Consider the following 12,726-nt stretch of genomic DNA (forward strand, 5'->3'; position numbering starts at 1 on the left):
GCGGCCTTCGACGCCCTATTTTGCCTCACCGGGCCGCACCCGGCCCGTCCGAAGCGCCGCAGATCGACGGAATTATTGCAATATCAGTAATGATGTTTGCTGAATCGCGGTATTTTTCTTTGAAGAGCACTGCAATAAAGTGTCATCAACGGTTCGAACAACACGATTGTTACGGATCGACAACATAATTTTCGGAGGTTGTTACCATGAAGAATCTGATTGCTGCTGCACTCGCCGCTACCGTGCTCGCCGCTCCGGCCCTGTCGTTCGCACAAGCCGAACAAGCGCCCGTGACGCGCGCTCAAGTTCGCGCCGAACTGGTTCAGCTCGAAAAGGCCGGCTACCGCCCGAACCTGTCGAGCCCGTACTATCCGGAAGACCTGCAGGCTGCCCAGGCGCGCGTCGCCCAGCAAAACGGCGCAGCAGAAGCCACGGCCTACGGCGCATCGACGAACGGCAGCGCCCAAGCCGGCACCCGCGCACCGAACATCAAGCCGACCTACTTCGGCCAGTAATCGCGGCTCACACGTAGTGCCGGCGCACTACGCGAGCAACGCCTGGCGGGCCCGCTCTCCCGATTGGGAGAGAGCGGGCCCGCCGTGCATTTCTGCGCCGCGCGTGCAACGCGCGCGGCAGAAGTAAGCGGCACGCCCACGAAAACCTCCGCCGCCGGAAATCCGGTGGCTTTGCCCGGACTACGGTCCGGGCCTTTTTCCTCCCTCCCTCTCGCGACGCATGCGGCCCGCTTTTTAGCGCGGGCCGCGCGCGCAGGCGGCGCGCTCGCAGGGCCTAAAAGCCGTGGGTGACGAGCGAGAGCACGGAAAGATCGGGGTGCGTGCCGTCGATGATGCTGCGGCCCACATGCACCGCCTCTTCGGTGGCGTCCTGCTCGCTGCGCCAGGTTTCGTCGCCGTCCGCGTGATAAGTGACCGTGTGGCCCGGCTTCGCTGGATTCGCGCCGGGATGGCAAACGTAAGCCGTGTAGGTGTAGCGGTTCGCGCCTTCGTCGGTTGGCGTAGCGCTAACGTGAATCTCGAAGCCTTCGTAGTCGACCTGATGCATCGCAAGCGGCTGAGCGCTCATGGTGACCTCCGGGTGCCGCGGGTGAGCGGCTGCGGGCTATCCGGCCAATGGGTATGCGGCCAGGTGTTCGGTATTGATTCGGTATTGGGAAGTTTAGGCGATGGGTCCCGGGCGGGTGGCCTACTATTGCAGGGCGATCCACCACCCTGGGAGCTTAGACATGGCATCGAACACCGTCCGCCTGCATCGTGTGCTGCGCGCGCCGCCCGAGCGCATTTATCGCGCCTTTCTCGACGCCAGCGCGGTCGTGAAATGGCTGCCGCCCAACGGCTTCACCTGCACCGTTCATGAACTCGACGCGAAGGTCGGCGGCCGTTACCGGATGTCGTTCAAGAATTTCACGGCCGGCCACGGTCATTCGTTCGGCGGCGAATATCTCGAACTCGTGCCGAACGAGCGTTTGCGATACACCGGTGTGTTCGAGGATGAGCACCTGCCCGGCACCATGCAGACGACGGTGGAGCTGCGCGCGGTGTTTTTCGGCGCGGAAATGACTGTCGTGCAGGAAGGCATACCGGAGATCATTCCGGTCGAGGCGTGTTATCTGGGCTGGCAGGAGTCGCTGGCGTTGCTCGCGAAGCTCGTCGAAGCCGAAATCAACCAGTAAAGAAAAAGGGGCGCTCGCGCCCCTTTCTTTTCACCGCGTGCTGCTTCAACACCCGAGTGCGCAGCCGTCCTTGCGATGATCGGACGCGCCGGTCAATACACCCCGCTCCCAGTCGATGCGGATAGCCTGCGAACCGCCAATCGGCCCAGCAGCAGGCACGAGCTTAAAGCCGCGATCCGCGAGCACCGCGCGCGTGGTGGCGGGCAATGTCGATTCCATTTCCACGGTTCCCGTGCCTGGCCGCGGAAAGACACGCGGCAGATCCATCGCCGCCTGCATGTCGAGGCCGTAATGCAGCACCTTCGAGAGGAAGTGCGCGTGGCCCATGGCCTGATAGTGGCCGCCCATCACGCCGAAGCTCATCTGCACGCGGCCGTCGCACGCGACCATCCCGGGAATGATGGTGTGCAGCGGACGCTTGTGCGGCGCAATCGCGTTGGGGTGTCCTGGCTCGACCGAGAAGCTCATGCCGCGGTTGTGCAGCATCACGCCGGATTCCTTGCCCATCAGCCCGCTGCCGAAAGGATAGAACAACGAATTGATGAAGCTCACGCAGTTGCGGTCGCGATCGACTACGGTGATGTAGACCGTATCGCGGTGCTCGACCTGGGTGAGCGCGGCGGCGGGGTCCAGGACGCTTTCGAGGTCGATGCGGCTGCGCAGGCTGTCCACATAGTCGTCGGAAAGGAGGCGATCGACATCGACGCTGCCATGCCGCGGGTCGCCCAGCACGGCGTCGCGTACTGCGTAGGCGAGCTTCGCCGCCTCGATCTCGCGATGTAGACGGTCGGGGTCGAGCGGGCTGCCTTCGGCGTCGTATTTGTCGAGCAGGCGGAGCAACAGCAGCGCGATGACGCCCTGCCCTGCCGGCGGGCATTCGATCACGTCGTAGCCGCGGAATTTCGCGCGAATCGGTGTGACGTATTCGCCGCGGAATTCGGCGAAATCTTCCAGTGTGTGCAAGCCGCCATGCGCCTGAAGTTGCGCGACGAGATCGGCCGCAACGGCACCGCGATAGAACGCATCGCGGCCCGATTCGGCGATGGCGCGCAGCGTGTTCGCGAGGCGTGGCTGACGGTGAGTCGTGCCCGCGCGCGGCGCAGCGCCATCCACGAGCATGGTTGTGCGCGCTACGGCGTCGCGCGAAAGCGTTTCCACTTCCGCAGCCCAGTCGTGCGCGGTGCGCGGCGCGACCGCATAGCCTTCTTCAGCGAAGCGGATTGCCGGAGCCAGTACGTCGCGCAGCGGCAAGTGGCCGTGATCGCGATGGAGCGTGGTCCATGCGTCCACCGCGCCCGGCACCGTGACGGCGTGCGGCGAGTGACGCGTGATGGTTTCCACGCCCATGGCGCGCAGACGCTCGGCGCTTGCGGCATCGGGGGCCCAGCCGGAGCCGTCGTAGGCGATCACGTCATCCGTGCCGCCGCGCGAATAGAGCGCGAAACAGTCGCCGCCTATGCCCGTCGAACCGGGTTCGACCACGCACTGCACCGCGCACGCGGCAATCGCGGCATCCATGGCGTTGCCGCCGGCGGCGAGAATCTGGACGGCGGCGAGCGTGGCGCTCGGGTGCGAAGTCGCCGCCATGCCGTTGCGAGCCATGACGAGCGAGCGGCCCGGCGTTTCGAAGTTACGCATCGAAGCGTTCTCCTCTTTGGTGTCCTGACGATGTGTTATTTCAAGTGACGCAGCATTGCGGCTACTACCTACGCAGATGCAGGCATGGCAGTTCGCAACGTACGCTTCAAGAACGTCTGCGTGCGCGGATGCGAAGGCGCGGTGAAGATGCGCTCGGGCGGTCCCTCTTCGATCAACTCGCCCTGGTCGAGCACGACCACGCGATCGGCCACCTCGCGAGCAAAGCCCATTTCGTGCGTGACGACGACCATCGTCATGCCGTCTTCCGCAAGCTCCTTCATCACCTGCAGCACTTCGCCCACGGTTTCCGGATCAAGCGCGCTGGTGGGCTCGTCGAAGAGCAGAACTTTCGGCTGCATGGCAAGTGCGCGGGCGATGGCGATGCGTTGCTGCTGGCCGCCGGAAAGCTGCGACGGATAGTGGTCGGCGCGATCGGCAAGTCCTACGCGGGCGATCAGCGCTTTTGCCTGCTCGATCGCCTCTTCGCGCGGCATCTTCAGCACATGAATAGGCGCCTCGATCACGTTCTCGAGCGCCGTCATGTGTGGAAACAGATTGAAGCGCTGGAACACCATGCCGATATCGCGGCGCTGCCGGGCGAGCCGACGTGCGGAATCGCGCGCCAGCGTGCCGTTCGGGCGCTCGACAAAGCCGAGCAGATGGCCGTTCACGCGCACCCGCCCGCTGTCGTACGACTCGAGCAGATTGAGGCAGCGGATGAACGTGGTCTTGCCCGACCCCGACGAGCCGATCAGCACCACCACTTCCCCCTTCGCGACGCTCAACGAAATGCCGTTGAGCACCTTGGTCGAGCCGAACGACTTGTGAATGTCCGACGCCTCGATGACGATTTCGCGTGCTTCGTTCATGTCAACGCTCATGTCAACGCCCCCGCAGCAGTTTCATCGTTTGCGCGCCGAACAGACGCGTATTCGCAGCCGGCTTCGCCTCGCCACGGCCGAAGTGCGCTTCGAGCTGCCGCTGCACGAAACCCCAAAGCGTCGTGAGCGCGAGGAAGTAGATGCCGAGCACGAGATACAACTCGAACACGCGGAAGTTCACCGAGGTGATCATCTGCGTGCTGAGCAGCAGTTCCGGCACGCCGATCACGCTCACGAGCGTGGTGTTCTTGAGCATGACGTTGAACTCGTTGCCGAGCGGCGGCACGATGACACGGAACGCTTGCGGCAGCACGACACGGCGCATGAGCAGCACGGAAGACATGCCGAGCGAGCGCGACGCTTCATACTGCCCACGATCCACCGAACTCAAACCCGCGCGAATGATCTCCGCCTGATAGGCCGCCGAATTCATGCCGAGCGCAAGCACGGCTGCCTGAATGTTGCCGGGCAGCGAGATGATGCCGAAGTCGAGATCGTGAAAGTGAAAAATGTTCGCCGCGGCAAACGCGGTGTACAGAAACACGATCTGCATGAGCAACGGCGTGCCGCGCATGACCCAGATATAGCCGCGCGCGAGATACTGCACGGGCAAACTCGACGAAAGCCGCATGAGCGCAACGATCAGACCGAGCGTGGCACCGAACACGACCGCGCAGGCGCTGATCGAGAACGTGAGCCACAACCCGTGCAGATACGCCGGGCTCGGGTCCAGCAGGAATTTCCGGAAGATTTCCCAACTGAAATTCATGGCGTCACCCCGCGCTCACAGGCGATCGTTTTCGAGCTTCCAGGTCGCGAGCATCTTGCCGTAGCGATCGCTCTTGACGAGATCGGCCACGGCCTTCGCCACCGCTGGCGAAAGCGGCTCGCCCTTGCGCGCGCCAATGCCGGTCGCAATGCGATTGAAGCCCGGCACCGCCTCCTCGAACATGTCGCCCGAGACCTGCTGGAAATGCGCGGCGCTTTCCGCGGTGGTACCGTAGGCGTCGACCTGATTCAAGCGGAATGCCTGAAATGCATCGGCATCCGAACTATAGACAACGATGTTCATGGGCGGCTTGCCTGCAGTTTTGAGCTTCTCGTTCTCCTTGTCGAGCAGCGTGCTGATGGTCGTGCCGTTGAGTACCGCGACCTTCATGCCCGAAAGATCGTCGAGCGAGCGCACGTGGCGCGGGTTGCCGCGCGGCACCATGATGGACTGGCTCGAATACATGTAGTCGACGATGTCGACGATCTGGCGGCGCTCGGGCTTGTCGAAGAGCTGGCCGATCACGAGATCGCATTGACGCGCCTGCAGCGCCGGAATTTGCCCGCTGAACGACATGACCTTCCACTCGACCTTGAGATTGCCGAGCTGCTTTGCGACGTCATGCGCCACATCGACGGAGAAGCCGCGCGGCTGCTGATTCTCGTCGTAGGACGCGAGCGGCGGCGCATCCATGCTCGAACAGTAGGTGAGCGTACCGCCTTTCACGAGACCCAGATCGGCGGCCTGCGCCGCGGAAGCGCCGGCAACCTGCGCGAGAAGCGCGAAGCCTGCACAGGCGGCGAGACGAAGACGCTTGAACTGTTTTGCTGACATCGAGAGGCTCCTGGCTGAATGTGAGCTGCGTGAGGTACGACGACAGTTAGGACGCCGACGCGTTACGCTTGTGACGCGGGCGATTCTAGGAACTTGATGATCTGGGGAACGGTTGATTCGAGGTGCTCGCGCAGCGCCTGCTCGGCTTGCGCGGGGTCGCGGGTGCGCAGCGCGTCGATGAGGATCTGGTGGGCGTCGCGCGCGCGTTTGCGTCTGAAGGTCGCTTGCTCGATCCATAGGCGCATGGGGCCTTCGATCAGCGTGTAGAGCGAGTGAATCTGCTGGTAGAGGCGCGTGCGGCCACTGATTTCGCACAGGTATTCGTGGAACGCGCAGTGGCGTTGGACCCAGGTATCTGTGTCGCCTACGCAGGCGTCCATGTCTTCCAGCAGACGTTGGAGCTTGGTGAGATGCGCTTCGGTGCAGCGGGGGGCGGCTACGCGCATGGCCAGGCATTCGAGCGCGATGCGCATGTCGAAGATGTCCTGGACTTCTTCCACGGTCAAGCCGCGGACGATTGCGCCGCGGTTTGGGCGCTGGATGATCAGGCCTTCTGTGTGCAGTCTTTTTAACGCCGCTCGCACTGGCATGCGGCTCATTGAGAGTTCTTCGGCAACCGTCTCGGCGACGATGCGCTGCCCTGCAGCGTAGCGGCCTTCGATGATCGCTTCCAGCAGGAAGCGGTAGGCCTCCTCCTCGGCGGTTAAGGCCAGACCGGCAGTGCTGCGGACGTTGGTGGCAGGCATTTTTGTGCGCTTGATCCGTTTTGTGCGGTGCGGAAGGATGCCATTGCGGTTGCTGAGTCGTTGGGGCAGATTACTCCAAGTGGATTTGTGGATCCAGTCTTTCAAAAAAGATTTGCGGAGTGTGGCTGTAGAAGGCGTGAAGGCCACGAACCCTGTGGGTTCGTGGCCTTCTTTGTGGCTTGCGGGCTTTGGTCTGACGGGTGGATCAATCCGGGGTGATCACCAGCTTCTTGTCTTCCACAGTGATTCGGACGCGCTGGCCCGCTTCAAAGCCTGCGACTTCGAGCCATCGGCCGGATAGCTTGAGCCAGGGGTAAAGCGGCGGGTCATTTCTTGCCCGCGAGCTGGACCTGCGGTACCGCCAGGACTCCTGGATGGTTACGCGGCGCTCGGGATGTGCGTGCGATGCATTAAGATTGGCGTCAGCCATGGTCAACTCCTGTGTTGAGTTGGTTTTGGTCAGCGGGCTGTGAGTGCTGGTAACACTCATGGCCCGCGCTTCGCTTACTGCATTGAGACTCCTTCTACTTCCGTGCCTGTGCTAGCACGGTTTCCAACATTTGTGAGACAAACTGCTGTTTGGGCTTGGGGAGTTGTTCGATTGCGGCGATCTGACGTTGTAGGACAGACATTGATCTGTACCCGGCCACCGGCACGCCGAGCGGCTTGCCCAACAACTCATCGGCAGTGAACATCAACAGCTCCGCTAGCGTGGGCAACATGGACGCTGGAACGCGCGAACGCCCACCTTCGTAATGAGCAAGCGTTTGCTGGGCGATGCCGAGTGCTTCGGCCAATTGCTGTTGGGTCAGGCCGTGCGCTTTGCGCGCGCTGGCAATGCGCTCCCCGAGTTCGCGGAAGAATTGTTCATCTTTCATGTTCGGGCCTCGCGGACGAGCGTAATAGCCAACGCCGAATATATAAGGATGATTGGTTAGGTCATTCTATAGAGAATAGGAGTGCGAAATACTGGATTTCGCTTATCAAAATTTTCTTTTTATATTTGTTTGACTCAAGACAGATCGATGATGTGCGTCAGATCGCAGATCCGCTCTTGAATGAAAGCACATTGTGCGTACGGTTCCCGTTACTGCACGGCTCGCCCTCTACTGGGCAGGTTGCCTGAAGCGCAGAGGTCAACACCGGCGATGCTGGTTACGCGACGAAATCCAACGCATACAGTGTGATCGACATCACCATCACAATGCAGGTCCCACCTGTCCATTTGCGTGCGGGCCATCTCTTCCACGCTACTGCATTGAGAATGGCAAGAGAAATCGCTGGTGCCAGTAGATAGGTGATGAGAAAGGGCGAGACCCACCAAGGGGCAGCGCATTTTCCGAGTTCGTGGCAACCGGTAGCCACAGCATTCGGGTGCATAGTCCAATGGAAATACTTCAAGACATGTAGACACACCCACGTTAAGGCGAATCCAGAGAAGAACCCCACAAGGCTAACGAGACACCTTGTCAATTGCCCCCCCAAAAGAAGATATCTTTTGCCTCCAAGCCATGATCAACTGACGAACTGTGTCACTGTCAAGGCCACACCGCGGCGTAAAAACCAAAGTAATAAAGGACCGTGAAAGTGGCGCGCAGGGCTATCGAGGTGACGCGTGAGGATGCAACGGCATTAGCTTCTTTGAATCCAGCGATAGCCCATAGCAAGCCAGGCCCAACAACGAATGCGGCAATAGCTATGTAGCCCCAAGCCGACACGTTGCAGTGCTCGATATCCCAACACTCGTGCCAACTGGTACTAAATAGTGGCAGTGATAGTTGCCGCGACAATTTACTGAACCACAACGCTGACTGCCATGACAATAGAAGTCCGACAGACAGGTAAACGATCGATAGGGCGACACGCTTCACTTGATTTCCCAAAAGAGAATTTGCTTAGCCTTTCCCAAGTCTGCATACCACGCGGAAGATACACCCAGGGTAAAGCGCATGAAGGAATTCACACGACCCTCCATACCTGGGGACGTCAGCTTTTTCCCGTTCCATAGATCAATATGATCTCCCGTTGTTCGACCATTCTTGTCAGTTTTACGCGCCCAATATACCGAAAAAAATACAATCCCCGTACGGCCCCGAATTTTTTCTTGCCAGTCGCTCCGCGTGATGTCCTCCGGCGTCGGAAGACCGGCGAAGGGTTTCAGCTTTAGCCAGTGCGCCATTTCGCTAGCACGTAGCGCCGTACGCTTGCCATCGATGCGGATCTGTCCTTCGCCGAGGAAGGACTTCATCTCAACACCTACATTGTGCAACGTAATGCTTAGTCGAATCGCACATTGATTGTCGGCATATGGCGGCACCTCGCCGGTCTTTGAATCGCGGAATGGATCTTCCTCATCCGGATACGCTGACCAAAGCTCTTGGAATGAGACGGCCCTCAGCTGCACCTCCTTTATCGATCCCGGCGTCGAATTCGTCTGTACGTGTGTTTTCTTATTCGGCATTACTTCCACTCCTCGTATCTCAGGGCTTCGTCGCACCATGAATCGTGTAGGTATCGCAGCCGTGGTCGAGCAGATCGCCTTCGCGTACCGCATAGTAGATGCTCATCGCGACTCCTTCCGCTTACCCGTCTCGATCTGCCTGTTTCGCCAGTGCTTCGTCGCCCCAATAGACCGTGTACCGCTCTGCTTCCCTGGTAGCGATGCGGGGAAGAAGCCCGCTCGAATCAACGCGGCCGCTGTACGCGCCGCCGGAGTCCGTTTCGATGTAGTAGGGATACCCGGCGAGCGAGGCACGAGCCATAACCGCGCGCACCTGTTCGTCGCAATCCAATATCGATGTGGCGGCGCTCGATGTGCGGACAGAGCCTTTGCCAGTCAGTGCCGCCGCTTGTTCCCCGGTGAACGTCATGCTCATTCCGCGCTCCGCGTAGAACACGGGCGACGGTTCGCAACCGCATATGTTGATATCGCCGCTAAGTGCCCACGGCTTTCCGTTTGATGCAGTGCCCGGCCAGCGCGGCCCGCGTGGAGCAATGTAGCCTTCCTGTTTGCACGCGGAACAGTACGTCGACATACCAAGCGTCGCGATCTGAACGCTTGGCGGCGGATTGGAACAGGTGCAGTCATCTAGCCCCTGAGTAATCACCGCGCTCCCCGCGCGGTCTCCCCTCGCGAGAAAATAGCGAATCATGCGCGTTCACTCTCGCGCTTGATCAGGGCTTCCGTCACGGGTTCGTAGGTGTCGGGATGGGCGCCGCCGTCGCGCTCGGGGCTATGCGTGATGGTGCCGCCGTTATCGAGCGTGCTGCCGACGTAGGCGAGTTGTGCAAACCCGCGATTTTCTCTAAGAACGAGGCCGCTCGTAATGCGTGCGGTGGTAGCGTCCGGATAACAAATCAGATCGCCGATTTGCGCGATCCTTATGTCTTCGCCATTGCTGCGCCATTTGCCTCCGGGCTCGCGCAGGACCCCGCCGCGTGCGGTGGCGGAGCCGTATAGCGCGAACCGCCAGCATGGCTTGGGCGACGGCGGCAAGTAGAACGGATCGAATAGGCCTGCGGGCTTTTCACCTTCGGGAACAAACAGGCCGGATATTTCATCCTCCCATGGTGTGAACACGATGCGATCGCCGTTGCTGAGGTGACTGCCGACCAGCGCGGCGGACTTTCCGTCATCGACAAACAACGCGCCCGCACCGTCGATGATTGCCGCTTCGCTACCATCGTTATAGGTGACGACATCTGACACTAGTGCGGCTCTAAATCCGCAAATGACAAGACCTGAACTCGCGTGCGTGATGTAGCCGCCGCGCTCGGTGCGTGCGCCGATGGTTGCGAATGTGTACAACGTGCCATTGCGTTTTTCCTGTTCCGACATTTCCGTGGCTCCACGATGTTGGCGAAAACGGCCGGCCCGGCTTTGCGACCGGTGTCTAGACGGGCGAAATGTTTCGCCCGATCAAATGATCGTCAGGCCGAAAACGTGGAGATGAAATCGGATACGTCTGAAAAAATAGGGCTACACGCTGCCTATGATCCGGAGGACACCGGCTGGTGTATGCGGATTGATATTCGTTAATTCCGTCGGGTTGCACGACGGGGTTCGCCACTCTTTCGGGTGTGGCGGAATGGCTTCGACGGAGGTCCTCCATTAAGCGTGCCGTCACCATTCACGCTGTCGCACGAAGCGCGGAGGAGGATCGAACTCCCGACCTTCGCATTGCGAATACGAACAAGTCGACATTTCTTGAGATGGATTGAGATTGAGCACAATTCATAATCCATTGTATTACAAGGAAAATTCTCCGATCAACTGCACATTGGCGTTGATCGATATACCTCCACTGCCTCATAATTTGGTTACATGGCGGGTTACATGGTCGGTTACACGCCGCCCACACAACGAGGAGGTTGGATGGCGAAGGTCAATTTCACGGCGGCTCGTGTGGAAGCGCATCGCTGCGAACCCGGCAGATTCACCGAAAAGGGAAACCTCATAGAGCAGTCGTTTCTTTGGGACAGCAAGACTCCCGGGCTCGGCTTGCGGGCCACGGTTGCCGGAGCGAAGTCTTACATTTTCCAAAGCAAGATGCATGGTTCGACCGTACGGATCACGATCGGCGACCCGAGGAGTTGGACGATCGATCGAGCGCAGGAACGAGCGCGAAGCCTCCAGACGCTAATCGACAGCGGCATCGATCCGCGGGAACATGAGGCCGAGCAGAAGGCAGCGCACGAAGCGCGGCAGACAGCCAAGAAACGTCAAGACGTGACGGTCGGCGAAGCATGGAAACAGTACCTCGAGCACCTTCGCACGAAGATTTCCCCGAAGACGAAAAAACCTCGATCGGAAAGGTACATCATCGACCACATAAACCTTTCCTCGCCGGGCGGCGGCATCGCCAAACGCGGCGGCAAAGAAAAGGTACGGGGCCCGTTGGCGCCCCTCATGAAGCGCAAGATGTCGGAAATCACAGCCACGAGCATGGCCAAATGGCTCGAGGGCGAAATCCCGCGAGGACCGACAAATGCGGCTCACGCCTTCGGTCTTTTTAAAGCCTTCATTCGCTGGTGTGACACACACGAGACGTACGCAGGCATCATCCCGCACGACACCTACGCATCGCCCAAGGTCAAGGGCATCCTCCCTCGCAGCGCCGCGAAGGACGACTGCCTGCAGCGAGAACAGCTGTCCGTTTGGTTTAGCGCGGTACGTGGCATCGCGAATCCAGTCATCAGCGCATACCTTCAAGGCCTTCTGATCACGGGAGCCCGGCGGGAAGAGCTAGCCGCATTGCGCTGGGGTGACGTGGACTTTCGGTGGCGGAGTCTGACGATGAACGACAAAGTCGAAGGTACCGGCGGTCGAACTATTCCGCTCACTCCGTATTTGGCGAGCCTATTGCTGAATCTAAAGCGACTGAACGAAACCTGTCCTAACAAACGCCAGCGCGCGCGTCTCACACAACGGGGCGAGGAGTGGGAGCCGTCCGAGTGGGTATTCGCCAGCAAGACTGCGTCAGATGGGAAGATTGCAGAGCCGCGTCATGCGCATAATCGCGCGTTGGCGCCGACAGGCTTGCCACATGTCTCGCTCCACGGTCTGCGCCGATCGTTCGGTACGCTTTCAGAGTGGGTCGAGGTTCCTGTTGGCGTCGTCGCCCAAATCCAAGGACATAAGCCCTCGGCAATCGCCGAGAAACATTACCGACGCCGCCCTCTTGATCTTCTGCGAATGTGGCATGACAAAATTGAGGCGTGGATGTTAGAGCAAGCCCGGATCGAGTTTGAGTCGCGTAAGTAATGCCATGTAGAGCGTTCACCTGCGCGCAAGCGGCCGGCCCTAGCTGTCAAGCTAACAACGGCGGATATCGGCGCCTTCTGCAATCGTCGTCGCTCAAATAGCGCCAAGTGTTAGGCGGTGGGTTGAATTCCCGCCGCCTACGCGGCAACTCTAGGATCAAGCGAACATCTGCGCATACACGTTTTCGCCAAAAGGTGCTCCCCGGATTGTTCGGCGCACTTGCAAAGTTGAGGATCGAACTCCCGACCACAATACACCGAATGATCGACCGAACTCCAAAGAACGGATGCCCCCAAAAGTGCCCCCAACTGCAATTGGCTGCCGAACTCATGCTTTCCCGGCATAGTGCCTTCCATCCGTCGTGTCGACACACGGCATGGATTACGGCAGCAGCGCGCCGGGCT

Annotated in this window: 14 protein-coding genes; 3 read left to right on the plus strand and 11 right to left on the minus strand. The window is 60.0% G+C overall.

All coding sequences use genetic code 11. The features are described 5' to 3' along the window. Positions 1-206 precede the first annotated feature (206 nt). Positions 207-515 (plus strand): DUF4148 domain-containing protein, encoded by a 309-nt coding sequence (locus M3I54_RS07200; protein ID WP_254334198.1) that lies wholly within the window; start codon positions 207-209, stop codon positions 513-515. Between the two features lie 274 nt (positions 516-789). Here M3I54_RS07200 and M3I54_RS07205 read toward each other — a convergent pair whose 3' ends face one another. After that, positions 790-1,083: a hypothetical protein gene (locus M3I54_RS07205; RefSeq protein ID WP_254334200.1), complete on the minus strand. Its 294-nt coding sequence runs from the start codon at positions 1,081-1,083 to the stop codon at positions 790-792. Positions 1,084-1,243: 160 nt separating this feature from the next. Here M3I54_RS07205 and M3I54_RS07210 point away from each other — a divergent pair, with 160 nt between their 5' ends. Next, positions 1,244-1,690 carry an SRPBCC family protein gene (locus M3I54_RS07210; protein WP_254334202.1) on the plus strand — a complete coding sequence of 149 codons (447 nt, stop codon included), beginning with the start codon at positions 1,244-1,246 and terminating at the stop codon, positions 1,688-1,690. A 45-nt stretch (positions 1,691-1,735) separates the two neighbouring features. Here the strand turns inward: M3I54_RS07210 and ggt are convergent, their stop codons facing one another. The 10 genes from ggt to M3I54_RS07260 all read right to left on the minus strand — a co-directional run bounded on the left by ggt (position 1,736) and on the right by M3I54_RS07260 (position 10,396). Beyond that, positions 1,736-3,328, minus strand: coding sequence for a gamma-glutamyltransferase (gene ggt, locus M3I54_RS07215; RefSeq protein WP_254334204.1), 1,593 nt, complete (start codon positions 3,326-3,328; stop codon positions 1,736-1,738). A gap of 68 nt (positions 3,329-3,396) precedes the next feature. Then, positions 3,397-4,197: an amino acid ABC transporter ATP-binding protein gene (locus tag M3I54_RS07220; protein WP_254334206.1), complete on the minus strand. Its 801-nt coding sequence runs from the start codon at positions 4,195-4,197 to the stop codon at positions 3,397-3,399. A gap of 13 nt (positions 4,198-4,210) precedes the next feature. After that, entirely contained in the window at positions 4,211-4,978 is a 768-nt protein-coding gene (locus M3I54_RS07225; protein WP_254334208.1) for an amino acid ABC transporter permease, read from the minus strand. A gap of 15 nt (positions 4,979-4,993) precedes the next feature. Continuing rightward, complete coding sequence (locus M3I54_RS07230) at positions 4,994-5,812, minus strand: ABC transporter substrate-binding protein (protein ID WP_254334210.1); 819 nt, start codon at positions 5,810-5,812, stop codon at positions 4,994-4,996. 62 nt (positions 5,813-5,874) lie between these two features. Beyond that, positions 5,875-6,663 (minus strand): GntR family transcriptional regulator, encoded by a 789-nt coding sequence (locus M3I54_RS07235; protein WP_254334212.1) that lies wholly within the window; start codon positions 6,661-6,663, stop codon positions 5,875-5,877. 100 nt (positions 6,664-6,763) lie between these two features. Continuing rightward, positions 6,764-6,988: a SymE family type I addiction module toxin gene (locus tag M3I54_RS07240; protein WP_254334214.1), complete on the minus strand. Its 225-nt coding sequence runs from the start codon at positions 6,986-6,988 to the stop codon at positions 6,764-6,766. Between the two features lie 94 nt (positions 6,989-7,082). Next, the gene (locus tag M3I54_RS07245; protein ID WP_254334216.1) at positions 7,083-7,436 is read right to left on the minus strand and encodes a helix-turn-helix domain-containing protein; all 354 of its coding nucleotides are present in this window, start codon (positions 7,434-7,436) and stop codon (positions 7,083-7,085) included. A 989-nt stretch (positions 7,437-8,425) separates the two neighbouring features. Beyond that, positions 8,426-9,019, minus strand: a complete 594-nt coding sequence (locus M3I54_RS07250) for a type VI secretion system amidase effector protein Tae4 (protein WP_254334218.1) — start codon at positions 9,017-9,019, stop codon at positions 8,426-8,428. Positions 9,020-9,140: 121 nt separating this feature from the next. Continuing rightward, a complete protein-coding gene (locus tag M3I54_RS07255; RefSeq protein ID WP_254334220.1) occupies positions 9,141-9,434 on the minus strand; it encodes a hypothetical protein in 294 nt (97 codons plus the stop codon). Between the two features lie 272 nt (positions 9,435-9,706). Further along, positions 9,707-10,396, minus strand: coding sequence for a PAAR domain-containing protein (locus M3I54_RS07260; protein WP_254334222.1), 690 nt, complete (start codon positions 10,394-10,396; stop codon positions 9,707-9,709). A 537-nt stretch (positions 10,397-10,933) separates the two neighbouring features. Here M3I54_RS07260 and M3I54_RS07265 point away from each other — a divergent pair. Beyond that, positions 10,934-12,322 carry an integrase family protein gene (locus M3I54_RS07265; RefSeq protein ID WP_254334225.1) on the plus strand — a complete coding sequence of 463 codons (1,389 nt, stop codon included), beginning with the start codon at positions 10,934-10,936 and terminating at the stop codon, positions 12,320-12,322. Positions 12,323-12,726 lie beyond the last annotated feature (404 nt).

This window comes from Paraburkholderia sp. CNPSo 3274, assembly GCF_024206475.1.
Classification (GTDB): Bacteria; Pseudomonadota; Gammaproteobacteria; order Burkholderiales; family Burkholderiaceae; genus Paraburkholderia.